At 67.4% G+C, this 25,083-nt stretch carries 24 protein-coding genes and 1 tRNA gene; 16 read left to right on the top strand and 9 right to left on the bottom strand.

Going from position 1 to position 25,083, the window contains the following annotated elements:
* The first annotated feature begins 110 nt into the window (after window positions 1-110).
* Complete coding sequence (locus RH861_RS07165) at window positions 111-1,349, top strand: aminotransferase class I/II-fold pyridoxal phosphate-dependent enzyme (RefSeq protein ID WP_310520430.1); 1,239 nt, start codon at window positions 111-113, stop codon at window positions 1,347-1,349.
* Here RH861_RS07165 and RH861_RS07160 read toward each other — a convergent pair.
* Together RH861_RS07160 and RH861_RS07155 are read right to left on the bottom strand one after the other, a co-directional pair.
* Window positions 1,312-2,145 (bottom strand): carbon-nitrogen hydrolase family protein, encoded by an 834-nt coding sequence (locus tag RH861_RS07160; protein WP_310520429.1) that lies wholly within the window; start codon window positions 2,143-2,145, stop codon window positions 1,312-1,314. The two genes, RH861_RS07165 and RH861_RS07160, sit on opposite strands and share 38 nt — an antisense overlap.
* Before the next feature lie 10 nt (window positions 2,146-2,155).
* The gene (locus RH861_RS07155; protein WP_310520428.1) at window positions 2,156-2,788 is read right to left on the bottom strand and encodes a cyclodeaminase/cyclohydrolase family protein; all 633 of its coding nucleotides are present in this window, start codon (window positions 2,786-2,788) and stop codon (window positions 2,156-2,158) included.
* A 249-nt stretch (window positions 2,789-3,037) separates the two neighbouring features.
* On the opposite strand from RH861_RS07155, the gene RH861_RS07150 reads away from it, so the two are divergent.
* The 3 genes from RH861_RS07150 (at window position 3,038) to RH861_RS07140 (ending at window position 6,503) form a co-directional block, all read left to right on the top strand.
* Window positions 3,038-5,182 carry a hypothetical protein gene (locus RH861_RS07150; protein ID WP_310520427.1) on the top strand — a complete coding sequence of 715 codons (2,145 nt, stop codon included), beginning with the start codon at window positions 3,038-3,040 and terminating at the stop codon, window positions 5,180-5,182.
* Window positions 5,183-5,422: 240 nt separating this feature from the next.
* Window positions 5,423-6,058: a TMEM175 family protein gene (locus tag RH861_RS07145; RefSeq protein WP_310520426.1), complete on the top strand. Its 636-nt coding sequence runs from the start codon at window positions 5,423-5,425 to the stop codon at window positions 6,056-6,058.
* A 343-nt stretch (window positions 6,059-6,401) separates the two neighbouring features.
* Window positions 6,402-6,503: an SHOCT domain-containing protein gene (locus RH861_RS07140; RefSeq protein ID WP_310520425.1), complete on the top strand. Its 102-nt coding sequence runs from the start codon at window positions 6,402-6,404 to the stop codon at window positions 6,501-6,503.
* 128 nt (window positions 6,504-6,631) lie between these two features.
* Here the strand turns inward: RH861_RS07140 and RH861_RS07135 are convergent, their stop codons facing one another.
* Together RH861_RS07135 and RH861_RS07130 are read right to left on the bottom strand one after the other, a co-directional pair.
* On the bottom strand, window positions 6,632-7,309 hold the full coding sequence (locus RH861_RS07135) for a response regulator transcription factor (protein ID WP_310520424.1): 678 nt from the start codon (window positions 7,307-7,309) through the stop codon (window positions 6,632-6,634).
* A 715-nt stretch (window positions 7,310-8,024) separates the two neighbouring features.
* Window positions 8,025-9,251 (bottom strand): APC family permease, encoded by a 1,227-nt coding sequence (locus RH861_RS07130; protein WP_310520811.1) that lies wholly within the window; start codon window positions 9,249-9,251, stop codon window positions 8,025-8,027.
* On the opposite strand from RH861_RS07130, the gene RH861_RS07125 reads away from it, so the two are divergent.
* The 5 genes from RH861_RS07125 to RH861_RS07105 all read left to right on the top strand — a co-directional run bounded on the left by RH861_RS07125 (window position 9,172) and on the right by RH861_RS07105 (window position 15,623).
* Window positions 9,172-10,767, top strand: a complete 1,596-nt coding sequence (locus RH861_RS07125; RefSeq protein WP_310520423.1) for a M24 family metallopeptidase — start codon at window positions 9,172-9,174, stop codon at window positions 10,765-10,767. The two genes, RH861_RS07130 and RH861_RS07125, sit on opposite strands and share 80 nt — an antisense overlap.
* Window positions 10,767-12,161, top strand: a complete 1,395-nt coding sequence (locus RH861_RS07120; protein ID WP_310520422.1) for a threonine/serine exporter family protein — start codon at window positions 10,767-10,769, stop codon at window positions 12,159-12,161. Before RH861_RS07125 ends, RH861_RS07120 begins: the two co-directional genes overlap by 1 nt.
* 185 nt (window positions 12,162-12,346) lie before the next feature.
* Window positions 12,347-13,825, top strand: coding sequence for a glutamate/gamma-aminobutyrate antiporter GadC (gadC, locus tag RH861_RS07115; RefSeq protein WP_310520810.1), 1,479 nt, complete (start codon window positions 12,347-12,349; stop codon window positions 13,823-13,825).
* Window positions 13,822-14,268, top strand: coding sequence for a hypothetical protein (locus RH861_RS07110; RefSeq protein WP_310520421.1), 447 nt, complete (start codon window positions 13,822-13,824; stop codon window positions 14,266-14,268). Before gadC ends, RH861_RS07110 begins: the two co-directional genes overlap by 4 nt.
* A gap of 2 nt (window positions 14,269-14,270) precedes the next feature.
* The gene (locus RH861_RS07105) at window positions 14,271-15,623 is read left to right on the top strand and encodes a dipeptidase (RefSeq protein ID WP_310520420.1); all 1,353 of its coding nucleotides are present in this window, start codon (window positions 14,271-14,273) and stop codon (window positions 15,621-15,623) included.
* A 529-nt stretch (window positions 15,624-16,152) separates the two neighbouring features.
* On the opposite strand, the gene RH861_RS07100 is transcribed toward RH861_RS07105, so the two are convergent.
* Complete coding sequence (locus RH861_RS07100) at window positions 16,153-16,536, bottom strand: hypothetical protein (protein WP_310520419.1); 384 nt, start codon at window positions 16,534-16,536, stop codon at window positions 16,153-16,155.
* Window positions 16,537-16,619: 83 nt separating this feature from the next.
* Between RH861_RS07100 and RH861_RS07095 the strand changes: the two genes are divergently transcribed.
* Together RH861_RS07095 and RH861_RS07090 are read left to right on the top strand one after the other, a co-directional pair.
* Entirely contained in the window at window positions 16,620-16,952 is a 333-nt protein-coding gene (locus tag RH861_RS07095; RefSeq protein ID WP_310520418.1) for a hypothetical protein, read from the top strand.
* A 9-nt stretch (window positions 16,953-16,961) separates the two neighbouring features.
* Window positions 16,962-17,447 carry a hypothetical protein gene (locus RH861_RS07090; RefSeq protein WP_310520417.1) on the top strand — a complete coding sequence of 162 codons (486 nt, stop codon included), beginning with the start codon at window positions 16,962-16,964 and terminating at the stop codon, window positions 17,445-17,447.
* 85 nt (window positions 17,448-17,532) lie between these two features.
* Here RH861_RS07090 and RH861_RS07085 read toward each other — a convergent pair whose 3' ends face one another.
* Together RH861_RS07085 and RH861_RS07080 are read right to left on the bottom strand one after the other, a co-directional pair.
* Window positions 17,533-17,703 carry a hypothetical protein gene (locus tag RH861_RS07085; RefSeq protein WP_310520416.1) on the bottom strand — a complete coding sequence of 57 codons (171 nt, stop codon included), beginning with the start codon at window positions 17,701-17,703 and terminating at the stop codon, window positions 17,533-17,535.
* Window positions 17,704-17,836: 133 nt separating this feature from the next.
* Window positions 17,837-18,118 (bottom strand): hypothetical protein, encoded by a 282-nt coding sequence (locus RH861_RS07080; protein ID WP_310520415.1) that lies wholly within the window; start codon window positions 18,116-18,118, stop codon window positions 17,837-17,839.
* A 657-nt stretch (window positions 18,119-18,775) separates the two neighbouring features.
* On the opposite strand from RH861_RS07080, the gene RH861_RS07075 reads away from it, so the two are divergent.
* Together RH861_RS07075 and RH861_RS07070 are read left to right on the top strand one after the other, a co-directional pair.
* Window positions 18,776-19,150 (top strand): hypothetical protein, encoded by a 375-nt coding sequence (locus RH861_RS07075; RefSeq protein WP_310520414.1) that lies wholly within the window; start codon window positions 18,776-18,778, stop codon window positions 19,148-19,150.
* Window positions 19,151-19,247: 97 nt separating this feature from the next.
* Window positions 19,248-20,060, top strand: coding sequence for a hypothetical protein (locus RH861_RS07070; protein WP_310520413.1), 813 nt, complete (start codon window positions 19,248-19,250; stop codon window positions 20,058-20,060).
* 527 nt (window positions 20,061-20,587) lie between these two features.
* Here the strand turns inward: RH861_RS07070 and RH861_RS07065 are convergent.
* Window positions 20,588-21,034: a hypothetical protein gene (locus RH861_RS07065; RefSeq protein WP_310520412.1), complete on the bottom strand. Its 447-nt coding sequence runs from the start codon at window positions 21,032-21,034 to the stop codon at window positions 20,588-20,590.
* Between the two features lie 798 nt (window positions 21,035-21,832).
* Between RH861_RS07065 and RH861_RS07060 the strand changes: the two genes are divergently transcribed.
* From RH861_RS07060 to RH861_RS07050, 3 genes are all read left to right on the top strand, one after another.
* Window positions 21,833-22,393 carry a hypothetical protein gene (locus tag RH861_RS07060; protein ID WP_310520411.1) on the top strand — a complete coding sequence of 187 codons (561 nt, stop codon included), beginning with the start codon at window positions 21,833-21,835 and terminating at the stop codon, window positions 22,391-22,393.
* Entirely contained in the window at window positions 22,347-22,865 is a 519-nt protein-coding gene (locus tag RH861_RS07055; RefSeq protein ID WP_310520410.1) for a site-specific integrase, read from the top strand. Before RH861_RS07060 ends, RH861_RS07055 begins: the two co-directional genes overlap by 47 nt.
* A gap of 143 nt (window positions 22,866-23,008) precedes the next feature.
* Window positions 23,009-24,748 carry a hypothetical protein gene (locus RH861_RS07050; RefSeq protein WP_310520409.1) on the top strand — a complete coding sequence of 580 codons (1,740 nt, stop codon included), beginning with the start codon at window positions 23,009-23,011 and terminating at the stop codon, window positions 24,746-24,748.
* Window positions 24,749-24,979: 231 nt separating this feature from the next.
* On the opposite strand, the gene RH861_RS07045 is transcribed toward RH861_RS07050, so the two are convergent.
* Window positions 24,980-25,056 (bottom strand) — tRNA-Met (locus tag RH861_RS07045).
* Window positions 25,057-25,083: the final 27 nt, after the last annotated feature.

Here is a 25,083-nt window from a genome sequence, read left to right as displayed (position 1 = left end):
TGGATCTGTGCGGGACTTCTGCGGTTCCTATGACCCGGCTGTGCCGGCACCGGGAACCGCCCGGACGCATCGGACAGCGTATCCGCCCGAGCGTGACGTACGGTGTGAGCGTGGATGACACCGGAGCACCGCATCTCGCCCCCTGGCAGCGGACGGCCGCCGGAGCGGGCCTGCTCGCGGCGAACGGCACCGTCGCGCCGACCGTGTTCGCCGAGATGAGCGCGCTCGCCCTCGAGACCGGAGCCGTGAACCTCGGCCAGGGGTTCCCCGACGAGGACGGCCCGCGCGAGGTGCTCGAGGCGGCCCGCGAGGCGATCGCCTCGGGCGTCAACCAGTACCCGCCCGGGCCCGGGATGCCCGTGCTCCGCGAGGCGATCGCGCGCCACCAGCGACGCTGGTACGACCTCGAGGTCGACCCGGTCCGCGAGGTGCTCGTCACCGCCGGCGCGACCGAGGCGCTCGCCGCCGCCATCCTCGCGTTCGTCGACACCGGTGACGAGGTCGTCACCTTCGAGCCCTCCTACGACGCCTACGCCGCGCTCGTCGCACGCGCCGGCGGCGTCCACCGCACCGTGCCGCTGCGCTTCCCCGACTGGGTGCCGGACCCTGACGAGCTCCGCGCCGCCGTGACCGACCGCACGCGCGTCATCCTGCTCAACTCGCCCCACAACCCGACCGGGGCGGTGCTCGATCGGGAGACCCTCGAACTCGTCGTCGAGCTCGCGCACCGGCACGACGCCCTCATCGTGACCGACGAGGTGTACGAGCACCTCGTCTTCGACGGCAGGCATGTGCCGATCGCGACGCTCCCCGGCGCGTGGCAGCGGACCGTGTCGATCTCGTCCGGCGGCAAGACCTTCAACACCACCGGGTGGAAGATCGGATGGCTCACCGGCCCCGCCCACTTCGTGACCGCGGTCCTCGCGGTCAAGCAGTACCTCACGTTCGTCAACGGCGCGCCGTTCCAGCCCGCGATCGCGGCCGGGCTCGACCTGTCCCACACCTACTTCGCGGATGCCGCAGCGGCCCTCGCCGCCAAGCGGGACGTGCTCGTGCGCGGGCTCGACGCCGCCGGGTTCACGACGGCGGTGCCGCGCTCGGGGTACTTCGCGGTCGCGGATGCCGCGCCCCTCGGCGCCTCCGACGCGGCCGCGTTCTGCCGTGAGCTTCCGCGCCGCGCGGGCGTGGTCGGCGTGCCGGTGACCGCGTTCGTGCACCCCGACCGTCGCGACTCGGTGCGGACGCTCGTGCGCTTCGCGTTCTGCAAGCGCCGTGAGGTGCTGGAGGAGGCGTCGGCTCGGCTCGCGTCCCTCAGTCGACAGCGGGGTGCGGACGCTCGGCGACCGTGAACCGGCGCAGGCGCAGCGCCGGATTCAGCCGGCGCACCGACTCGATCCGCTCCCGGGAGAGCCACGCGACCGCGACATCCGTCTGCTCGCCGACCGTCGCGACCTCGACGCCCATCGGGTCGACGACCATGCTGTTGCCCGCCCCGACGGGCGGCGCGTGGTCGGCTGCGGCGACGTAGATCGTGTTCTCGAGTGCCCTCGCCGTGGTCAGGGTGCGCCAGTGGGCCTCCTTCAGCGGACCGCGCACCCACTCCGCGGGCATGCAGATCACGTCGGCGCCCGCGTCGACGATGCGACGCGACACCTCCGGGAAGCGCGCGTCGTAGCAGGTCTGCAGGCCGAACCGCAGTCCGCCCGCCTCGAACAGCTCGGGCGGGGTGACCTCGCCGGGAGCGACCCACTCGGATTCGCGCTGCCCGAACGCGTCGTACAGGTGCAGCTTGCGGTAGCGCGCCACCACCCCGGCACCCGGCGCGACGGCGACGACGGTGTTGGCGACGCGTCGCTGCCCGTCGAGCCGTTCGATCATGCCCGCCACGAGGTGCACGTCGAGCCGGTCGGCGAGCGCGGCCAGCGCGGCCGTGAACGGCCCGTCGACCGGCTGGGCGGCGTCGAGCCACGCCTCCGACGGCGAGGCCGTGAACCAGCTCGAGTACTCCGGGAAGACGACCAGGCGCGCACCCCGCGCCACGGCGAGTTCCGCGAGGCGCTCGATCTCGGCGAGGTTCGCCTCGGCGTCGTCGTCCGGGGCGAACTGGGCGACGGCGAGCGCGAAGCCCGCGGCATCCGTCTGCATGCCCTTCAGCCTAGGCCCGGCCCTGCACGATCCGGGCGCGGACCCGGTGGATGATGGCGTCGAGCTCGCGTGTCGTGGCCTCCAGTTCGTCGAACGCATCGAGCAGGTCGGACCGCCGCGCGCCGTCCTCCCCGGACAGCCTGAGATCGGTTCCGATGTTCAGGGCGGCGGCGCGCGTGCTTGCGGCGAGGGTCGCCGCGGCCGTGCCGACGTCGGCCAGGAGCAGGGTGCTCGTGTCGTCGACGAGTTCCTCGAGCACGGGGACCAGGTTGGCGGCGAATCGGCCGAGCGCGGCCGACGACTCGGCCGCCGCGAGGCTCGCCTCGCGCATCGCCGTCGCGCGGCTCTCCGCGTCGTCACGCCGATTCGCGTCGGCGAAGCCCGACGAGGCGGCCGTGTCCCGGTCCGCTATCCCGGGCGCGGTCTCGCGCATCGCCGCCGAGAACGCCGCCAGGCACTGCTGGCGGATCTCCTCCTCGGGCGACGCGTGGGGCCTGCGATGCGCCACGACCATCTCGACGAGGGCTGCCGCCATCCCGGTCATCAGCGCGGCGGCCGCACCGCCGCCCGGGTTCGCGCCGGTCGAGGCGAGCGCGTGCAGCCACTCCGAGATCGGCTCGTCGGCCGTCAGTCTGCGTCCCATGGCTCGACGGTAGCCCCTCGCGTGCGGCATCCGTCACCGTCGCCCGAGACCGCCGGGCTGCCGAGGGCGCCGCGGAGGCGTAGTCAACTCGATCGCTCCGCCGAAGACAAGATCTGTCTTCCTCGCCCGCGACGTGGTGGACTGTGCCCGTTCAGGCGCGCGACCGAACCCGGCCGTGTCGCACGATCGGTCCCTACGCCGACGGACGAACCATCTCGGGCAGCGGGGCCACGACAGATGGGAAACCCCGTGCTCAGAGCACCACGACGCTCCATCGGCGCCTTCGCCGTCGGAGCACTCGCCGCGAGCTTCCTCGCGGCGACCGCGGCGCCGGCGAACGCCGACGACCACGAGAACCTGCCCGGCGAGCCCACCATCACGCTGCCGATCAACGACAGCGCGGCGGGCGGCACCTACGACCAGGACTTCACCCGGGTGTACGCCGGCGCGACGCCCGACGGGACGCCGGTCTACCTCTACGTCCCGGCCGGGACGCCCCTGGACGGCAGCGCACCCGTCGGCGTCGACAGCCTCGACCCGGCGTTCGACCACAACCCGGACGACGACTTCGTGCCGTGCGCCGACCGCGACGTCGCGGACTTCACCCTGACGCAGGCGCAGATCGACTACATGGGCGACCAGCTCGCGAACCAGATCGTCGCTGTCGACGAGGAGCACTTCGGCCCCATGGATGCGGCCGATCCCGACGTCCCCGAGAGCGACTCGCTCGTGATGCTGGTCTACAACGTGCAGGACGACAACTACTACGACTGCGCGGCGACGAGCTACACCGCCGGCTACTTCGCACCGGACTTCATCGACTCCGCCGGCATGAACACCATCGTGATCGACGCGTTCGACTGGGCCAACCGCGTCGGGCCGAACGACGCGGAGTGGCGAGACGACGACCCGGCGAACGACCTGCCGACGCTGTACGAGGGCGTCATCGCGCACGAACTCGAGCACCTGCTGCACAACTACAGCGACCCCGGCGAGCTCAGCTGGGTCGACGAGGGCCTCGCCGACTTCGCGGTGTTCCTCAACGGCTACGACGTCGGCGGCTCGCACCTGACGTACCACCAGGTGTTCTACGCCGAGACGTCCCTGACGCGCTGGGCGGGCGGCCTCGAGAACTACGGCGCCGCCTACACCTACATGCAGTACCTCTGGGAGCAGGCGGGCGGCAACGGCGACGGCACCTACGAGCCCGACCTCGAGTACGACGGCGCGGGCGGCGACCTGCTGATCAAGCTCATCTTCGAGAACCAGGCCGACGGCATGGCGGGCGTGCAAGCGGCGATCGACGAGTTCAACGCGGCCACGGGCGCCGACCTGCGCTCGGCCGAGGAGCTCTTCCAGGACTGGGCGGTCGCGGTGTACCTCGACGACGAGGACTCCGAGCGCTTCGACATCAAGGCCGTCGACTTCGGCGACCCGGCGTCGACGAGCTGGACCATCGACATCGCCGACGACCAGTTCTGGGACGGCCGGGGCTCCAACCAGGGAGCGCAGCCCGACGCCAAGTGGGAACGTCGCAAGAACGGCCAGCCCGACACGGCCCTGCCGTACGGCATCCAGGTCGAGCGCTTCCGCAACCCGGGGCCGACCGTCACGGTGGGCCTCGACGGTGACGACACCACGCAGATCGCGCCGCACACGGGCGACACCCACTGGTACGCCGGGTACGAGAGCCAGGCCGACAACATCCTCGACGTCGAAGTGGCGGATGGTGCGGCCTCGACGCTCGACTTCTGGTCGTGGCACTTCATCGAGGAGGGCTGGGACTACGGATTCGTGGAGGCGCTCGTCGGCGACGAGTGGGTGACGGTGCCCCTCACGGACGACTCGGGCGCGACGGTGACCACCGACACCGACCCGCACGGCAACAACGAGGAGGGCAACGGCCTCACCGGGACCTCGGGCGGCGAGTACTTCGTCGACGAGCCCGAGTACGTGCACCTCTCCGCCGATCTCCCGGCGGGCACGACCGACGTGCGCTTCCGGTACTCGACGGATGCCGCGTACCTCGACACCGGGTGGTTCGTCGACGACGTCATGGTCGACGGCGAGGCCGCCGCGGTGTCCTCGGCCGACGGCGAGTGGATCGAGACGACGGGCCTCCAGGACAACAACTGGACGCTCCAGGTCGTCGCGAGCTGCGACCTCACCCCCGGCGTGGAGTCGGACTTCGAGATCGTCGACGAGGCGGGCAACCACGTGTACCGCCTCGAGGGCGACGACATCTCGATGTCGGGCCTCGACACGTCGTGCGCGAAGGGCGAGAACCGCGACTTCGCGACGCTCGTCTCGAACCTGCCCACCGGCGACCTCGACACGCTCGACGCGGGCTACTCGCTCGGCGTGACGAACACCGGCAAGGGCAAGCGCGGCTGACGCCGCACCGCCGGCAGGAGGCCCCGGTCCGCATCGGACCGGGGCCTCCCGCCGGTTGCGGGCGCCGTGGCGAACGGATGCCGCCGCTCGACCTCGCCGCGGGCGCGGCGCATTGTCCTCCGCTCACCGCCTCGTGGGAACCCCCTACGCCGATCGCTCGGCGCACGCTGATGATGACGAGTGACCAATGCCCGGATGCGACATCGAAGCCGAGCCGCACGTTCCGACACCAGCCGAGCGGTGGCCTTCAGCGACGCCGTCATCGCCATCGTCATCACGCTCCTGGCACTCGAGCTCAAGCCGCCCGACGCCGAATCCGGCGAACTGCTGGATGCCCTGCTCGGCGAGTGGCCCACCTACCTGGCGTATGCGGCCTCGTACCTCTACCTGGCCGTGATCTGGTTGAACCACAAGGCCGCCTTCACCCGGATCCGCGAGATGGACCGCGGCCTGCAGTGGGCGAACCTCGGGATCCTCGCGACCCTCGCGCTCGTGCCCTGGCCGACCGCGGTGATCGCTGAGACCGCCAGGACGGGCGACCTCACCGACGAGCGGGTCGCCGTCGCGCTGTACGCGCTCGTCGGCGCGGTGCTGTGCCTGGCCTGGCTGGCGTTCTTCTCATACCTGGCGCGGCATCCGGATCTCACGAACGACGAGGTGGACGACGCGTACTTCGCGCGCGAGCGCCCGCGAGCGCTCATCGGGTTCGTGCTCTACCTGGTCGCCGGAGCGGCCGGCATCCTGATCCACCCGCTCGTGGCGTCGGTGGGCTTCCTGCTCGTGCCCGTCTACTGGGGCGTGACCAGCCACGGCGTCGACCACTTGCCGGCATTCCTCCAGCGCGGCGGTCGCAACGGGCGCATCAAGGCGCACTGACGGATGGCCCGGAGCGGGGCCGGAACGACGAAAGCCCCTCCCGAAGGAGGGGCTTTCCGAGGCGATTTCTCGCCACGTGGTGGCGGGTTCGGGGAATCCGGAGGGCCTTGCGGTTGCTGGGCTGTTTCAGCGTCGGGGTTTCAGCCTTCCAAGCTAAGCGCCAGATCTTTCCAGCGCTCCCCTCCCGCGACCATGCGGGATCGAGCCTGACCTCACCCCGGGTGAAGGCGATGCGGTCGAGCACCCAGACGAGCCCACCGAGTTCAAGGATCGCTTTCCTGCACGCAACGCTTCCCCGCCCACAGCGATCGAGCAGCCGCCGGCCCGAGCGGTGCCCGTTGACGTGACCGAACAGCTGACGAAGCTGGCTTCCCTCCGAGACGCTGGCATCCTCACCGACGAGGAGTTTCTCGCCAAGAAGACTGAACTGCTCGCGCGGCTCTGACTCCCACTCACGCGACGTACGTCTCGAATCGACTTCACGGCTGGCTCGCTGCTCATTGCCACGTTCAGCGCCGAGGAGGCCAGCTCTACGTCACCCACTTCAACGGCCCGTCGGCCGCAGCTCCCTGTTCAGCCGCTGCGATCGCCGTCAACTGGCGAAGTGGCCTGGGAGTACGTCAAGGCCGGATGGCTCAGCGTCATTTGTCGGTTGAGCTGGTACATCGCCGCCTGCGTGCGACGCTGCAACCCCAGTTTGGTCAGCAGGCTGGAGATGTAGTTCTTGACTGTCTTCTCCGAGATGCCGAGCTCGTTGCCGATCTGCCTGTTGGACATCCCGCGCGCGATCCGCTCGAGGACCTGCCGTTCGCGTTCGACGAGCGAACCATAGCGCGGGTCGTCGAGGTCGGCACTCCGCGGATGCTTGGCCGTGGTTGCAGCTGCATTTCGCGGGAGAATCGCCCTGCCAGCCGCTAATGTGCGGACGTCGCCGATGATCACGCTGCCCGGAGCGCTCTTCGCGCGGTACCCGGCTGCTCCTGCCCACGCTGCGGACGCCGCCGCATCGCTCTCGTCATACGCGGTGAGGATGAGGCATGCCACGCCCGGGCTGCTCGACCGCAGTGAGCGGCACAGTTCCAACCCGCTCCCATCCGGCAGCCGGACGTCGAGGATGGCCACGTCCGGCTGGGTCGATACGATCGCACGAATCGCATCGGATACCGTCGCCGCTTCGCCGATCACCTCGATGTCTGGTTCCCGTCGAAGGAGCTGCAAGATGCCGCGTCGGATGACCTCGTGGTCGTCCACGACGAAGACCCTGATCATGGCGCAGCTTCCGATGCGGTCGCGCATGCTTGCGAAGGCGCGAATCTCTTACGGCCAGTCGCCAGTACTGGCAGCTGGCGGGCACTCGTCCGATCCGACAGCTTCAACCGTTCCCCCAAGTCGGCCTTGGCCAGACTCTAGCACCGGGGCCAGATCGCCGGAGCGCAGCTCAGCGCTTTGTGTGACGAGGTGGCCCACCGTCCCGTTGCCGCTCATCCTGATGCAAGCGCCTTCGCCGAGAGGGCAAGACTGGTGCGGAGCAGGGCCGCCTGACGCCCGGCATCGCTACGAACGATGCGGTCGGGAACCGGTCGTCGGGGTCCAAGAATGCGGTGTCGCCCGGCTCGAGCGTCGGGTCGGCGAGGATACCCGCGATCTGCTCGCCGACTCCTTCGGGGCGTCGGATGCTGCGAGCGTACAAGGGCTTCATGATGACGCGCAGCAGCCTCGGAACTTCGCGGCGGATGCTCGTGTCCACCGCTCCGGGGCCGTATCCGACGGCACCAATGAGCGGCACGAGACGAACGAGGATGACGCTCGGTCATCCCATCGATCGCGGCGCAGATCCTGATGAATTCGTACCGCCCGTCAGCGACGACGGTGAGTGCATCGACAGCGGGACGTCAATCGGCGCTTCAGCGGGGCGCCTCCTGAACCAATCGCATACCCCACAAGTCGCATCGCAGGTGCGCTGGCATCACGCGTGCGAGCGTTCACGCTGTCGGCGAACGCGAGTCCACAGCTGATCGAGCAGCACGGCCAGTCCGATGATGGCGAGCAGGGCGATAGCGGTCCGCGGCTGCTCGACCAGCGTGGTCGTGCAGAACACCACGAAGGTCACCGCCGTCGTAATGAGCGCGATGATCAGCACGATGAGACTGGCCCCCGTCTCGCGGTAGACGCGGAAGTGCGCGATGGTGACCGCTGAGAAGACGATCAACGCGACAGCGCTGCCCAGTGATGCGATCGCGTTGAGGTCGAGCAGCAGCAGTTGCACGATGGTGAGCGCCGCCATCACCAGCAAGCCGACCGGCACTCGGCCGAGAGAGCGCGAGAACGCGGACGGGAACAGCCCGACTGCAGCGAGATGCTGCGTCATGCCGACGGATGGGTAGAGGCCAGCGTTCACGGCGCCCATCGTGGAGAAGATGGCCGTCACCACGATGAGCGAGTACCCGAGATCGCCGAGTACCGGTTTCGCGGCCTCCGCGATGGCTGTCTCGCCGTACTCGACCACCTGGTCGGCGGTCAATGTACCGAAGACGCCGAGCGATACCGCCACGTAGATGGTCGTCGCGATCGCAATGGCGATGTACATCGCACGAGGCAGCTGTCGCTTGGGATCCGGGAGATCGCGTGCCGTGAAGGTGATCACGCCGAAGCCGAGGAATGCGAAGAAGGTCAGCGCGACGCTCGCGATGATCTGCTGGAACCCCGGGTATTGCGTCGGTGCGAGCAACGTCGGATCGAGGTTCGCGATGGTCACGACGGCGAACACCGCGAGGATCGCCAGCACCACCTTGACGATGACGGACTGCACGCGGGCAACGGCCTGCGAGCCGATGGCGTTCAGCCCGGTCATGACGAGGACGAGCAGGATGGCGAAGACGGTCGCCCAGACCGGGTCGTCGTCGGTGAAGGCGGTGCTGACGTACCCGCCAAACGACGCGGCGACCATCGCGGTCACGATCGAACCCGCCGTGTAGAACAGCCAGGCGCCGACCGCGGTCACGTGACCCTCGCCGAACCCCTTCGACAGGTACGTGAGGAGGCCACCGCCCGACGGGTACGTCGAACCCAGTTTGGCGAACGAGTAACCCTGCAGCGCGGCGATGATTCCCGCGATGAGGAACGACAACCACACGGCAGCGCCGGCGACGGCGCCGGCCGAGCCGAGCAGGGCGAAGATCCCCGCACCGACCATCGAGCCGACGCCGATGAACGTCGCCTGGGTCACCGTCATCCGCTTCGACGACTTCACCTGCGACATCCGAATCCCCGCTCTCGCCCGATCGTGGAGGCCACCGCGCCCACAACGCCGAATGCGAGGCGACCGTCGGCCGATATTCAAGCGGATGTCTGCTTCAGCAGACCCGACGAAAGTCCCGCCTGCCGGCGCACGTCGGACCTCGGGCCTTTCGTCCCGCGATCTGCGCATGCGATCGACCAGACTGCTGGCTTCAGCCCGTACCGGCTCGTCGTCGACTCGGCATGCTTCGGCACTCAGTCGGATAGCTGATCGAGGCGGACGAGAGCGAGCGTCTCGAGCACCCGCGCCCCGCACACGACCGGAGGAGGCAGCGATGACCGGCCCATCCGCACACGCCGAACCTGAGCCGTTCAACGCCGCCGACTATGCGGCGAGGCTTCAGCGGGCGGCGCGGTCCGCGAATGCCGCGGGGCTGTCCGGGCTGCTGCTCACCCCCGGGCCCGACCTCATCTATCTCACCGGCTACGCGCCGGTCGCCATCACGGAACGCATCACCATGCTCGTCGTCCCCGTCGACGGCGAGGCGACGATGATCGTCCCGCGGCTCGAACGACCCGACGCTGAAGAGACGCCGGGCGCGACCGTGTTCCGGCTGGTCGACTGGCCCGACGGAAGCGATCCCTACGCGGCCGCCGCGAAGCTCCTCGGCCCGGGCCGCTACGCGCTGTCGGATTCGGCATGGGCGATGCACCTGCTCGGATTGCAGGGCCGGCTGCCCGACACGTCGTTCGTGTCGATGACGACCGCGCTCCCGATGCTGCGTGCGATCAAGGACGACGACGAACTCGACAGACTAGCCGCGGCCGGCGCAGCAGCCGACGCGGCGTACGGGGAGATCCTCAAGGCGCGCTTCGCCGGCCGGAGCGAGACCGACGTCGGCAACGACCTGGCGAGCCTGCTCCGCCAATTCGGGCACTCGCAGGTGGACTTCACCGTGGTCGGCTCCGGTCCGAACGGGGCGAACCCGCATCACGAGATGGGTGACCGGCTGATCGAGCACGGCGACATGGTGGTGCTCGACTTCGGCGGTCTCATGCATGGCTACGGATCAGACACGACCCGCACGGTCCACGTCGGCGAGCCCACTGACGAGGAGCGCAAGGTGCACGAGATCGTGCGCCGAGCCCAGCAGGCAGGATTCGAAGCGGTCCGTCCAGGGGTCGAATGCCAAGAGGTCGACCGAGCCTCACGCGCCGTGATCACCGAGGCCGGCTACGGGGAGTACTTCATCCACCGCGTCGGCCACGGGATCGGCCTGACCACACACGAGCCGCCGTACATGGTCGAGGGGGAACATCAGTCCATGCAACCCGGCATGTGCTTCTCGATCGAGCCGGGTATCTACCTTCCGGGGCGATTCGGTGTCCGTATCGAGGACATCGTCACGGTGACGGCCGAGGGCGGTCGCCGGTTCAACCGGACGCCCCGCGAAATGGCGATCGTCGAGTAGTGGCCGAGGTCAGCGACCGTGCGGTGCTCCGCCGATTCCTTCTCGGGCTCGCGGAGGCACTGAACGCAGCCTCCGAGACGGTCGACGGGATCCGCGACAGGATGCTGGCCGTGTCACGCGCGTACGGTCGCCCCGACACCGACATCCTGGTGCTTCCGACGGCCATCTTCGTGCAGACCGGCACCGCGGAGGAAGGCCGAGTCGCACTGCGCTCCATGCTCACCCCGTCCTTCCGGTTCGACCAGATCGCGGCGCTCTACACGCTGGTGGAGCAGGCGAAGCGGGCCGAGATCCAGCCGCTCGAGGGCATCAAGCGGCTGAACGACATCGGAGCGATGCGACCGCGCTACGGCTGGCTCGTGCGCACGTTGGGGCACGCGCTCCTCGTGACGGGTCTGGCGCTCCTGCTGACGCCCACCTGGCAGGGAGCGTTCGTCGCCTTCGTGCTCGGCGCGTTCATCGGCCTCGCGAAGCTCGTGCGATCCCAGACGCTGCAGCTGGTGTTCCCCGTCTTCGCGGCGTTCGCGTGCGCGCTGGCAGTGTTCCTCATCGCGCCGTACGTCGAGATCGGCGATCCCATCAGGCTGCTCATCGCCCCGCTGGCGACGTTCCTGCCCGGTGGGGCGCTCACGACGGGGACCGTCGAGCTCGCCGCCGGGCAGATGGTCGCCGGCGCCTCGCGGCTCGTCTTCGGCCTCGTGCAACTCGCGCTGCTCACGTTCGGCATCATCGCGGCAGGTACGTTGGTGGGGATCGAGAGCTCAGCCTACCTCTCGCTCGGCGGATCCGAACCGTTCCCGTGGTGGGCGGCGATCGGAGGCGTGCTGCTGTTCGCGCTGGGCAACTACCTGCACTTCTCAGCCCCGTCCTCGACGTTCGGATGGGTGCTGTTGGTGCTGTTCGTGGCGTACGGGGGCCAGCAGGTCGGGCAGGTGCTCATCGGATCGACGGTGAGCGGGTTCGTCGGCGCCCTCGCCATGACCCCCGTCGTACTCTGGATCGCGAGTCTCCGCCATGGGGTGCCGTCGCAGCTGACCTTCCTCCCCGGCTTCTGGCTTCTGGTGCCCGGGGCCGCCGGGCTCGCGGGCCTCACCGAGGCGGTCGGCACGAGCGAGGGCCTCGAGGACTTCGCCACCGCGCTCACGTCGGTGATGTCGATCGCGCTGGGCGTGCTCATCGGCACGGCGCTGTATCGCGTGGTCCATCGCGGGGCCGAGGAGATTGCCGCGTTCCACGTCGACCTCCCGGCGGCATTGACCGAGGAAGTGGCGCCGCCCCTGTGGGCACGCATCATGCCGGGCACCCCGAGGTCGATATGGGGCCCGCGCCGGCGTGGACCACGGAACCCGGACCCGGGTGGCGCGAACGCCGGCCCTTGGGCGTCAGATGCCTAACCGCGGCCGGATCTGTGAACGGCCTTAAGTCCCGAAACCGGGCCTCCGCGCAGCGATAACGTGCCGCCATCCGGCACGCGAGCCGGCATCGAGGGGGCGATCATGATCACGCAGTCGGGCACAACCTGCCATCGCGCCGGCGCGACGTCGGCCGGATACACTGCGAAGTTCGGGCGGTGCGAGCGATGAGCGCCGCGGATGCCACGGCCGGACGGGCCGACGCGGCGGGCATGGCCCGCACCAAGGCACCGGCGGTCGCGTACATCTCGTGGATCGCGCTCGCACTGATGACGACCGCCTCGGTGGCGAGCCTGCGCCCGTCGCCGACGATGGCCGTGTACGGGCTCGCGTGTATCTTCCTCTACGTCGTGCCCGCGATCGTCTTCTTGCTGCCGACGTCGCTCGTCTCGGCGGAGCTCGCCTCGGGCTGGAAGGGTGGCGTCTACAACTGGGTGTCCACCGGCATCTCAAAGCCCATGGGCTTCCTCGCGGTGTGGTGCCAGTTCGCGATGACGATCTTCTACTACCCGACGCTGCTCGGATTCGTCGCGTCGACTCTCGCTTATGTGATCAATCCTGCCTTGGCGAGCAGCGGCGTCTGGACGGCGCTCGTGATCGTGGTCTGCTATTGGTCCGGCGTGTTCATCTCGTCGCGTGGCACCAAGGGTGTGGCCGGCCTCGCCAGCTGGGGCCTGATCATCGGCACCCTCATCCCCGGTGCCCTGCTCGTGCTGCTCGGGGCCGTCTTCCTCGGCCAGGGCAACGAGTCGGCGGCGCCGATGACGGCCGAGAACCTGCTGCCGCAGTGGGCGGGTCTCGCAAGTCTCGTGCTCATCGTGAACAACTTCCTGTCGTACAGCGGCATGGAGATGAACGCGGTGCACGTGTCGTCGCTGAAGAACCCCGGTAAGGAGTTCCCGAGGGCGATCTTCCTCGCCATGGGCCTCGTCCTCCTCATCTTCATCCTGCCGGCGTTGGCGATCAGCTGGATCGTCCCGGCCGAGCAGCTCTCCCTCACCGCCGGCGTGATGCAGGCGTTCGACGCGGTGCTCGCGGTGTTCGACTCGCAGTGGCTCACGCCGATTATCGGCATCGCGCTGGTGGCCGCATCGCTCGGCGGCATGCTGACGTGGCTGGCCGGGCCGTCGAAGGGCCTTCTGCTGATCTCCCGTCAGGAGGGCTACCTTCCGCCGTTCCTGCAGAAGCTCAACAAGAACGGCGTGCAGCAGAACCTGCTCGTGACCCAGGGGATCATCACCACGATCATTGCGCTCGGTTACGCACTCATCCCCCAGGTCTCGAGCGCGTACTGGATCTTCTCGGTGATCACGACGCAGGTGTACTTGATCATGTACCTGCTGATGTTCGTCGCGGCGGTGCGCCTGCGGCGCACGCACGCGGACCATCCGCGCGGCTTCCGAGCGCCGCTGCTCGTCACCATGTGCGTCGTCGGCTTCACCGCCTCGCTCGCGGCGCTGCTGGTCGGGTTCATCCCTCCGTCGCAATTCAGTGAGGGCAACCCCCTGATCTACTTCGTGATCGTCGCGGGCGGCGCGCTCGGACTCGGTTTGCTCGTTCCGTGGCTCTTCTACCGGTTCCGGAAGCCGTCGTGGAAGCAGCCCGATGCGGCGGCGCAGACGGAAGCGGAGGTGTCGGGATCATGAGCACCCACGTGGAGACGCAGCCGACACGCGAGCGATCGATCATCTACATCATCACCGTGGCCGTGCTGGTCGTTCTCGGGGCGATCGCGGTGTTCACCTTCCTCGCGGCCCGCGAGGAAGCGCGCGGGGTCGACAAGGCCGAGGAGCTGATCACGTCCCTCGAGGACGCCGGCGTGGACGTCACGCTCACGGCACAGCAGATCGCCGGCGTTCTTGGCGACGACGGCGGTGTGGTGTGCGCGGACCCGAATGCGGCCCTCAGCCGGGCGGCCCTGCTCGATCGGCTGTCGAACGGCGCCAGCGGTCCGGGTCAGCGTCCGATCCTCGCCGAGGACCGGCTCGTCGAAGCAGGAGTCCTCATCATCCAGACGTACTGCCCCGATGAACTCGAGGAATACCAGCAGTTCATCGACGGCCTGGAGCTCACGGATACGGGGAACTGATCGTGGGCGACCTTCGTTCACAGGTCGGCGAACTCATGGCCGCGACCGGGCGGTCCGAGCTCGCCGAACTCGTCGCGATCCGCTCGGTCGCGGACCCGCGCCAGTTCCCCCCCGAGGAGTGCGAGCGGGCGGCGCTGTGGGTGCGGGACCGGTTCGCCGAGCTCGGCTTCATGGATGCTCGGCTGGAGACGACGCCTGATGGCAGCAAGGCCGTCGTGGGCTCGCGCGCCTGCCCCGAGCCGGATGCCCCGACAGTGCTGCTCTACGCGCACTACGACGTGCAACCGCCGCTCGATGACTCAGCCTGGAGGACTCCGCCGTTCGACCTCACCGAGATCGACGGGCGCTGGTACGGCCGCGGTGCCGCCGACTGCAAGGGCAACATCCTGATGCACCTGCTCGCACTGCGCGCGCTCGGGGACGACATCCCGGTGAACTTGAAGCTCGTCGTCGAAGGCTCGGAAGAGCAGGGCACGGGCGGACTCGAACGGTTCGTCGAGGCGAACCCCGACGTGCTGCGCGCCGACGCCATCCTTGTCTGCGACACCGGGAACGCCGCCGTCGGACGACCCGCCGCCACGGTGACCCTGCGGGGCATGGTGAACATCGTGGTGCGGGTCGAGTCCATGGTCTCGGAGGTGCACTCCGGCATGTTCGGCGGGCCCGCGCCCGACTCGCTCGCGGCGCTCATCGCGATCCTCGCGTCGCTGCGCGACGAAGACGGCAACACGACGATCACCGGCCTGGACGCCTCCCGGCGCTGGGACGGGGCACCATACGCGCCCGAGCAATTCCGGTCCGATGCCGGGGTGCTCGAGGGCGTCGCGCTGCTCGGCGACGGGACCGTGTCCGACATGCTCTGGGCACGACCCGCCGTGACGGTGCTCGGCATCGACTGCCCGCCGGTGCTCGGCTCCACCGCAGCGATCGTGCCTCGCGCCGCTGCTCGGCTGAACCTCCGGATCCCACCGGGAATCGAAGCGGATGACGCGCACGCGGCGTTCGTGGCGCATCTGCGCGCAGCGGCACCTTGGGGCGTGCACATCGACATCGAGACCGAGGCCGTGGGATCCCCGTTCTCGGCAGACACCGACGGGCCGGCCTACCGCGCCATGGCTGCCGCAATGCTCGAGTCGTACGGCGTGCCCATGACGACGCTGGGCCAAGGCGGATCGATCCCGCTGTGCAACGTGTTCGCCGACACCTACCCGGACGCGGAGATCATTCTCATGGGGGTCGAGGAGCCGCTCGCCCTCATCCACGCGCCGAACGAAAGCGTGGACCCGACCGAGATCGAACGACTCGCCCTCAGCGAGGCATTGTTCCTCCGCGGGTACGGCTCGGCGCGCCACTGACCGCGAATCGGCGCGAGGGCACCGGGGGCGTCTGATGCCAGACGACTGGATCACCGCGCGGATGTTCTGAAGGCGAGGATGGCACCTGCTCGATGTCGCGAAGCTGCAACGGTGCCGCCATCGGGTCGAGAATCCTGAACCGGGTCAACTTCGATGTATCCGTGGGTCAATTACCGTGACGACTTACACATCCCTCCCACTCGTCCAGTGGGGACTCGGCCTTCGGATAGCAGCGCTCTCCATCACCGCGCTGCTAATGCCCGGGGCAAGTGAACGCCATTTCGGCTGACGCTCGCCGTTCGGCGGCTTCCGTGCGACGGATGCCAGCGCGCCGGTAGCCTTGCGATATGTCCCGCACCCCCCGGTTGAGACCGATCGACCTAGCCCCTGGCTGGCCCGATCAGCGCTCCAAGGATCCGGCGGGTGAGGCTGCGCGCCAGTTTGCTCTGCGACTTCGCGAAACGATCGGCGACGGCAGCATCCGGGGCACTGCGAGAGCCGCGGGGCTGAGTCACGGGGCGCTGCTCGGTTACTTGAAGGGCACGAGCTGGCCGGACCTGTACGCGATCGCACGGCTGGAGGCAGCGCTCGGCGTGTCGCTCTGGGACAGTAGCCGGTAGCGGTTTCTCCACGCCGCCCGGCGGTGCCATATCGTGACGGCATGGTTGGCCATAATTATGACCGCACGACGGAGCGGCGGATTGCCGAGTTCCGAACCCGACTCCGCACCGCTGTCGAGAACCGCGAGCTCGGGGAGGTCGCCGAACGCTCGGGCCTGTACCCCGACGAGATTGCCGACGCGATCTACGGAACGGATGCGCCGGACCTCTTCCTGGTCGCTCGCCTCGAGCACGCGCTCGGCGCCGAGTTGTTTCCACGCTTCGAGAGCCGACCAGACATCCGTCAGGACCACCGCGATGGACCGTCAGGGCGACCCGGGCCGGATAGCCCATTGACGCTCTAGCCACGCGGGTCGGACAGAGGTATCGTCGCCACATGTTCGGTAATTCTAATGACCAGCCATCAGCGGCCCCTGCGGGCGACGCTGAATCCATCGAGGATCTTTCGACCGTCACCAGCGGCAGGTGGATCGTCCACACGCTCACTGGCAGCCGCCACCTGTTCGATCTCGACGCCGGCACGGTGCACCGCTTCCCAGCGCCCGAGGCGGCACCGTTGCAGCTTCCCGACATCGAGCGGCAGATCCGCACGATCGATCGCGTCCAGGTGGGTGAGGCCGGGTACTACACCATGCACTCACCTGAGTGGCTGATCGACTACCTCTGGCACCAGACCTCCACGGTGCTGCGGATCGTTCGCGAGAAGTGAGCGAACACCGTGAAACACACCTGCCGAGACGAGACCGCCTGTTGGAATGCGATCCGATTCTGTGCCTGGCAGCACGGCGTCGACGCTGCGGGCGTCATACGAGAAGCGCAGCGCCGCAACGTTCCCGCCCGCGAACTCCACGAACGATTCGAGCGCAGCGCTCGGCACATCTTGACCACGTTCCGAGCCCGGGTCGCCAATGACGCGTTCACGCCCGGGATCTTCCACATCGAGGTTCTCGACCAGACCACATTCTGGATCGACGGTCTCGGTCGAGTGTGGCGAATCAGCAGCCCGGACTTCTCCACTGATCACCTCATCAACGCGACGCTGTTCCTCCGCGAGATGGCACCGCAGCTCATGGAGATCCTCCAGCCCCTGCAAGACCTCACCTACAACCAAGCAGCCGAGCAGATGAGAGCGATACCGCTCATGGGTGCCCTCGTCGCCGAGACGTGGCGCCGCGTCGACAGCGCGCCCGACCGTAGCCGCTGAGCGGGCCTGTATCGGTCGCCGCCGCTGCGGTCACGAGTCAGCGATCCGCAGCAATTGGCGCTCGGACGCTGTCACAAAACCGCTTTCAGTGGACGGCTGCGATCATCTCGTCGGCGCCTGCCGTCAGTTCTGCTTCGCGACCGAGTTCCGTGACAAGACGCTGGGCTGCACGCAGGAACGATTCATCCCGTGCTGGGGTCGCGATTTCCTCGAACCGAGCAAGTTCGGTATCCGGAACCGAGATCACCACGTCCATGACGAGCGCATGACTGGTTCTGAGACCGACGACCCGTGCGTGAGCCTGACCGCGGGCGTTGATAACTTTATCAACGCACTCAAGCGGCGATAACTTTATCAAGACCCCAGCACGGGCATCGGTCCCGGGGAGGTCAAGTGCCTGCGACGTAGCCCTTACCGCCGTTCGGGGCACCGCCTAGCGCATGCGATCGCACGAACACGTGATGTGCCGCCTCGAGCGCGGCGCGCAGAGTGCGGTACCGCCCGACCAAGCGCGTGTCGGACTCGGCGAGGTACCCCACCTCGGACCCGACACGCACGATCCGCACACGCGCATAATCGCATCCCATCGAGTCGACAAGCGTCCAGACGCCCGGTTCGCGCTCGTCGGCGGCGAGGAACGGATGCCAGCGCGGGCGATACTCGACGGGCAAACCGGGGCGGCTCCTCTCATGGGAGCGCGCCGGCCCGCGCAGGCTCACATGCTATGGGGACCCACCGGCGATCGACGCCCACTCACGCCGTCAAGGTTGAACCTCGCCGATTCCTACAAACGACCGAACGAGGTTAGCGAGCACCGCCGAGACCGCGTTTCGGCCAACGCTCGAGCGTGCGAATCCAAGATCACGCCAGGTCGGTGAACCTCATCCGGTGCGTGACATGGCGAGCCCCACCGAACGGCACCGACGGATACGCCGCCCGGGGAATCCACGGTCGCAGGACCGAGCTCGAGATTGCACTCATCAGGTTCAAGTCGACCCAACCGAGCCAGGTCCTAGGGGGATCCGGAACAAGGGGCCGACGATGAGCCACAGCAGGAGGGACAGCGGCGCGACGAGCCAGAGCAGAATCCCGCGGATTATCAAGAGGAAGAACCCGGCGTACTCACCTATGCGCCGGGCGTCATCTTTCACCACGAGCCATCAGCCGATCTATCCATCTGTCGCCCGCTGGCAACTGTTGGAAGCCTATATCGGCGACCCGAGGGAGAATGGCACTCTCGACGAATAGCTGGCCGGGCGACTGCAGGGACAATCCCTCAGTGGGATCCGCTCGCCGCTCGGCTGGACGGCTCTGGGAGACTGCCGACTGTGTCCAATCTCGCAACACACCTGCGCGTCGTCGGCGACACGTCTGAACCTCTCCAACGACGCGTCGCTAACCTCTCCAGCGCGGTCGAGCGTTTCCGCCCCTTCGGATTCTCCCCGACGTTCGCGCTGATCTACCGCGCCACCGGAGCATCGCCCGAGAACTGGACTCCGGAGCAACTCGATCTCGCAGCGCGATTGATCGAGGACGCGCATGCTTCCTGGGCCGCCTTCGCACAAGAGGAGCAACAACGAGCTCGGCAGGCGAAACGTGGTCCCGGCTACAAGCCGAGGTCATCGGACGCGGTGGTCCAAGCCTGGTGGAATGACTATCTCGAACTGCCAGGGAAGCGCGCTTTCTGGAAGCTCGATGAGTAGCTTCGCGGCAACCATCCCTCAACGAGCGTTTGCCCGATATCTAATCGTGCACCGGCGGTCGGGCCTTCAACCTCCCAGCCCCGGCAAGATGGGTCGAGTGACGAATGCGCCTGACGAAGACTCGATCAATCGCAAGTGGGCAGAGATGGCCGCGTCCGTTGACCGCTTGGCTGAGCGGATCGGCGATCCCGACGATTTCCCAGTCTTGGCGGGAAGCTCTCTCGCTGGAGACGACGACGTTTCCCACCCCTTCGAGGTGTCGCAAGCCGTCCGTCACCTGGTCAATGCCTCGGTCGATCAACTTCATGGGATCAAGACGCTGCTCCATGAGACGCAGACACAGCATCTTGCCGTTGGCTCGACCCTTGCGCGTGCGGCATTGGAGAACACAGCGGCAGCAATGTGGATACTCGGCCCGCGTAGCCGAAACCTGCGCATAGAACGGGTGCTGCGCTGGCATGCGCGAAACTACACCGATCAACGAGCCGTGGTCGGTCACCTGCTACCGAGCGATCCGACCGACAACCTTGAGCTCATTCGAACGGTGGCCGCATCACGAGGCATCGATCCCAAGGTCGCGGCCTCGGGGTACAAGATCACTGGGCCGATCGAGGGAGCCGAGGAGTTCACTTCGATCGAGGTGAAGTTCCACTGGGCCGTTGCGTCGGGGTTTGCGCATGGACGACCGTGGGCCTTCGGGCTATTGGCGCAACGGAGGCTACGGATCGACGACGGTCACGAGGTACGCCGTATCACTCCGAGAACCGACCTCGCGATCTGGCTACCTCTGCAGGCGATGCACCTTCTCGGTGAGCTGCTGCGACTGCGCGACCGTCGTGCAGGCTTACCGATGCCGCCGATGCCTGATGGGACGCCGGACTCGGAGTTTCGGCTGTCGACGGCTCGGTGATCGATCCCTTAGCGGTCAGCCGAGCTCAACCGACGTCTGGTCATCCGTTTCGTGGCCTCGTCCGCAGCGCCATTCGCACCGAACAGATAGAGTCCTGCGGCCACCGCGCCGCTGATACCGCAGGCGACGCTCAATGGGTCCCATGCCTCGATGCCGGCACCAACCGCTAAGCCAAACCCCCCGATGGCGGCCGTGACCGTAGCAACGAGGCCGGCGCGACCGATCCACGGCAGTGCCGCCTTATGCGCTCGCACCCACACCTCATCGGACTCGCGAGCGTAGCCGGGGAGCCCGATGTATGGGTTCCGAGGAAAGCGTCCAGTGCGAATCAGAACGTACTGAATCGCACATACGAGCGCACCGAGAGCGAACCCCAGACAGAGCACGAGCAGCATGCGAGACACCGCATCATCCTAGGCCGAGGCCCGGTGCCCGTGCCTCATCGTGGCGGTGCCGTCCACGCCCAGCGAAGCCGCCGTCCGGTAGCCGGTCCGCCGGTGACGCCGAGATCACGCTTCCTGCGCTCTCTACCGCCGTGCCCGTCGCACCTCAGATCGCGCTCCTTCGGAGTAAGGAGCGTGACCGAGGAGATCTCTCAACTCGTCTGCGGCGGTCTTCGCAGATCTCCACCACATCGCCGTGGCAGGAAACTCCCGGACCTTCCCTCGCTGGTCTTCGAACTCGAACATCAGGACAGCCCAGGTGACGAAGTCGGTTCCGCCCCCGCCGGTCCACATCGTGGCGAACCCGTTGTAGTTCTGCAGGGTGACCCGTTTGAGCGAATCCCGATCTATCCGGTAGGTCCAGTACCAGGAGACGACCTTGACGGTCGAGGCGTCGACGTAGACACCGAACCACCAACTTCTGACAATCACGGCGGCCGGAAGACCGACGAAGATCCACGCCCCCAAGGTTCTCCAGTCGGGCACCCCGGAGCCGACCACGGTGGCGGCGATGCATCCGCCGAATACCACGATCGCCAAGAGTCGCGCAGCGGCTCCGCTCCGACGAATGCGACGCCAGCGTCGCGACCGCAACGAAGACGGTCGACCGACTCTCTTCACACTTGCATTATCCAGGCCGTGAGTTGCGCGACCGCCCGGTAGCCGGTCCTCCGGCGAGGCACGGACAGTCGCCGCCCGGCCCGACTCCCGACAGCGTCCCAGGAGCGCCTTCCACTAGACGACCCCGGCCGCCGGTACCTGCCATCGGGGTTCGGAATTGCGTATAGCCCGCCCGAAATGGCTCGCAATGAGGGGACGCTGAGCGGACACCGACAGCGACCACCACGACCGCCACGGCAGGGCAGCTCGAGCGCCAGGACCGAATCTGGACAGATCGACAACCCTGCCTTCAACACCGACCACCTGCCCGACGCGACGGACGTGCCCCGAGAGGCCGCGGACGACCTCTACTGCCACCTCCCCACCGCAGCCGTCGCGGCCGGTAATGACTCGGCCGTCGCCTGGTTGTCGCCCACGGCGCCGATGCTGGACTGCGGCCGAGATCAACCGACGCCCGGCGGCCATAGACACGGGCTACGTGCTGGGCAGGTGCCGTTCACGCGGTTCTCGCCGTTGAGCATTGCTCGCATGGGTAATTAGAATGCCCAAGCAGCACGAGGGGGTGGTTCATGACGTCTGTGAGCTCCGTTCGTGTTGGGTTGCGACGTATCCCCGTCACCCTGCCGTAGCTGGGCCTCGGACAGTCTCCGGCGAAAATTTTCGATCGAAAGCACGAGGCTGCTGAAACCGCCGCACACATAGGTCCGCATGACCATCCCCGCGGCCACTCAGTTCGCCAACTTCACGCATTTCCCGATCTCCACGAGCGTCACCGCTGCGCGGCCGCGACGCCTGATCGACCTCGACTCAACTGACAGCTCGGACTACCCGAGCACGACCTCGGCGGAGGTGATCAGCGCCGTGGAACGCTATGAGCCCAGCCGCGGGCAGGCCGGATGGGAGCGCATCAAGCCCTTCGTCCGTCAGCTCGCAGCAATGGCGGCTTCTGAGGCCCCTGACGCCGCACGCCTCATGATCGTGCTGAACGCCTTCGTCCGTTGGGCCGTGACCGAGCAAGGTCTCCCGATGACCGTCGAGGGCCTCTTCACGCGGCGTGTCATCGACGCGTACTGCGCGGAGAGCCCGACAAGTGAGGGAACGCGCGCGACTTATCGATCGAAGCTGGTCTCAGTGGCGGAGGCTCTGAATCCGGGCGGCATGCCACGCCGGTTGGAGCCGATTCCGAGGCGAACCATTCAGCCCCCCCTACAGTCCGGCCGAAATGGCGGAGTTCATGAGCTGGGCGAACGGTCAACGAACCGACCTTAAGCGGCGCAAAGCTCGCCTCATGCTCGCGCTGTGTGCCGGCGCCGGGCTCAGGGCAGGCGAACTCGATCTGCTGCGCAGCGACGTGACGGTCGACACGCACGGCATCCTTCTGAACATCCGCTCCGGCGAGTCACCGAGGCAGGTGCCGCTGCTGCGACAGTGGGAAGCCTTGGTTACCGCAGAGCTCGCTGGCTTGGCGCCCGACGCCCCGCTGTGGATGAGCGATGGGCAGAAGAAGAACAAGAGCCTGCTGAACGGCTTCACCGACAAAACCACCGGCAAGTCACCCAACGGGACGAGGCTCCGCGCGACCTGGATCGTGACGCATCTGGCTGCAGGCACCCCCATCAAGGAACTCATGCGCGCAGCCGGCATGGCACAGTTCAACAACCTCCACCATTACCTCGAGTACGTGGGCGACGTCGGCGAACTTGCGTATCGCTCCGAACTGCGCGGCTCGGTGGACGAATGAGTACAGTGTCCGCCGCCGCCGAGAGCCCAGGTCGCAGCAATGAGCCGGGCGGTCATCTCCGCCTCGGCGAACGATTCCAAGCAGCCTTCGGACGTACGCCCCAAGCGTTTGAACGCGAAGTCGCACGAGACACCCTGCCGAAGGTGTACCTCCAGACCGCGCACCGCGTGGTGACCGAGTCTGGCGCGCCCGAGCTGCTGCACAAGTGGAAACAGGCCGACCGAGCCTCCAACGCGGGTGCAAAACCCCTCATCCCCCTGACTGCCGTCCTGACGCTGTTCGTGGCACATGCCCTCGCTGGGAGACCGATCACGTACGACGAACTCGCGTCGACACTCCGCCTGCGCCTCGACCACGACGAACGCGTTCTCCTCGGCGTTTCGCACAAACCAGGCACACAGGATCAGTGGTACGACCGGGCCTGGGCGGCCGTGAACCGCGTGATCGCGCTCGTGGACCCATACCCTGGCCCGAGGAACGTGATCCTTCGGGGCGGCGCATGGGAGTCCTTCCGTGACCGCACCCAGACTCCCGCCTACGCGGCGAACACCGCGCTGATGCTCGAGCGCTTCGACGAACTCATCAACGCGGTTGTCCAGGCATCGATATCCCTCGTGCCGCCTGACATCTGGTCCGCCTACGAGGGTTCCATCGCGATCGACGCCACACGCGTCAGGATCACTGGGCGACCGAACGCTGCATCAGCGAACGGAGACCGCTCGAACCCCGACCCTCTATCCGGACGGTACACCCGCCTCGGAAGCCATCAGGGACTCGGCGCCGGCACCGATGAAGCGGCCTACGAACTCGAAACCGCCGTCTCCATTTGGAACCGGCCTGGAGAGAGCGACCGCTTCCCCTCGCTCGTCACTGCAGTCACGATGCACAACCCCGGGCAGCTGATCGGCCATGGGGCACGCCTGATCGGATTCCATAAGCGACTCGGCTTCGACCGGTTCCTCGTGTGCGTCGACCGCGCCTACAACGGCGGCACCATCGAGACCTTCCATGTCCCAGCGCGGTTGGCAGGTGCTGAACTGGTCATGGACTATCAGCGCCCGGAGTTGGGCCTGCAGGGGTGGTATGAGGACCTCTTCATGGTCGACGGCAACTGGCACGTGCGGTGGATGCCGTGGGACATGGTCATGGCCGGCCGTGACCTGGAGGAGCTCAACGAAAAAGTCGCGCGAGCCCGCGGCGCTCTGAAGGCTGCATCCCGGGACGAGGAGGGGACTCGAACCCCGGAACAATTGAAAGAAGACGCTGACAATCGGGCGCTGGTGGACTCCGCCCCGGAGCTGCGCGTCGCCTTGCTGAAACTGCTCCACAACCGTTCTCGATACCGGATGAAGCCCCATGGCCTCCCGGACGCCGACGGGGCGCAGAGATACACCTACCCCAACGAAGACCGTCCCCTCGTCGATGCGACGCCACTCAAGAGGCGCCAATCGGTCACGATCCCGATGCTCATCCCCGAAACGGACGCACCGCCGCGGACCGAAGCTCCTCGCCCCAGCGGATCGCCACGAAAGCCTCAACCCATCCGGTTCCTCCAGAAGTTCGCGCACAACACACCCGAATGGGACGCGCACTACGGAATGCGGAACCTCGTCGAGGCTTCGAACCGTCTTCTCAAGAAGGGTACGAGGTTCAACATCGCGGATCCCGACCAACGATCCGGCCGAGGCTACGCGTTCACCTACCTCTCGGTCGCCCTGGTGGTCGTCGCGGATAACATTCACCGGATCCGCGTCTTCTTCCATGCTGAGGCCAAGCGTGCCGACGATGCGTCGAAACCCAAGACCCGAGCGAGGCGCCGAAAGGACGCGAACGGCAATCCACTGCCCCGCCGGCAAACGACCAACACCGGCCCGCCACGATGAGCTGAGCGCCGCAACCTCCCACACCACCATCTGAACAACGAAACGCTTCAGCCTGCCCTCGTGGCAGGCTTTCGTCGTTTCCAGGCCGAAATTGGCTGCGCTGGCGGGCATCTGAGCGCCGTCAGGCGTTGCGGAGCCAGGAAAAGCAAGAGGCCGGCGTCGGACTTCTCCGATACCGGCCTCTTCTGCGCCATTTCCCGAAGATCAGAAACCGATTCTCCGAGTGCGCCGTGGTTGCGGGGGCAGGATTTGAACCTACGACCTCTGGGTTATGAGCCCAGCGAGCTACCGAACTGCTCCACCCCGCGGCACGAGAGATAACACTAGCACGGGCC

This window comes from Agromyces indicus (assembly GCF_031432295.1).
In the GTDB taxonomy this organism is placed as follows: domain Bacteria; phylum Actinomycetota; class Actinomycetes; order Actinomycetales; family Microbacteriaceae; genus Agromyces; species Agromyces indicus.
The sequence above is the reverse complement of the archived record's forward strand: the minus strand, read 5'-3'. Positions and strand labels throughout refer to the sequence as shown.

Bases quoted from the DNA above. Each gene is read 5' to 3' on its own strand.
- RH861_RS07160 (WP_310520429.1), bottom strand. From the start codon at position 2,145: ATGCAGACGGATGCCGCGGGCTTCGCGCTCGCCGTCGCCCAGTTCGCC.
- RH861_RS07155 (WP_310520428.1), bottom strand. From the start codon at position 2,788: ATGGGACGCAGACTGACGGCCGACGAGCCGATCTCGGAGTGGCTGCAC.
- RH861_RS07125 (WP_310520423.1), top strand. From the start codon at position 9,172: ATGAGGAACGACAACCACACGGCAGCGCCGGCGACGGCGCCGGCCGAG.
- RH861_RS07130 (WP_310520811.1), bottom strand. From the start codon at position 9,251: ATGGTCGGTGCGGGGATCTTCGCCCTGCTCGGCTCGGCCGGCGCCGTC.
- gadC (WP_310520810.1), top strand. From the start codon at position 12,347: ATGAGCGCCGCGGATGCCACGGCCGGACGGGCCGACGCGGCGGGCATG.
- RH861_RS07110 (WP_310520421.1), top strand. From the start codon at position 13,822: ATGAGCACCCACGTGGAGACGCAGCCGACACGCGAGCGATCGATCATC.
- RH861_RS07095 (WP_310520418.1), top strand. From the start codon at position 16,620: ATGTTCGGTAATTCTAATGACCAGCCATCAGCGGCCCCTGCGGGCGAC.
- RH861_RS07085 (WP_310520416.1), bottom strand. From the start codon at position 17,703: ATGGACGTGGTGATCTCGGTTCCGGATACCGAACTTGCTCGGTTCGAG.
- RH861_RS07060 (WP_310520411.1), top strand. From the start codon at position 21,833: ATGACCATCCCCGCGGCCACTCAGTTCGCCAACTTCACGCATTTCCCG.
- RH861_RS07055 (WP_310520410.1), top strand. From the start codon at position 22,347: ATGGCGGAGTTCATGAGCTGGGCGAACGGTCAACGAACCGACCTTAAG.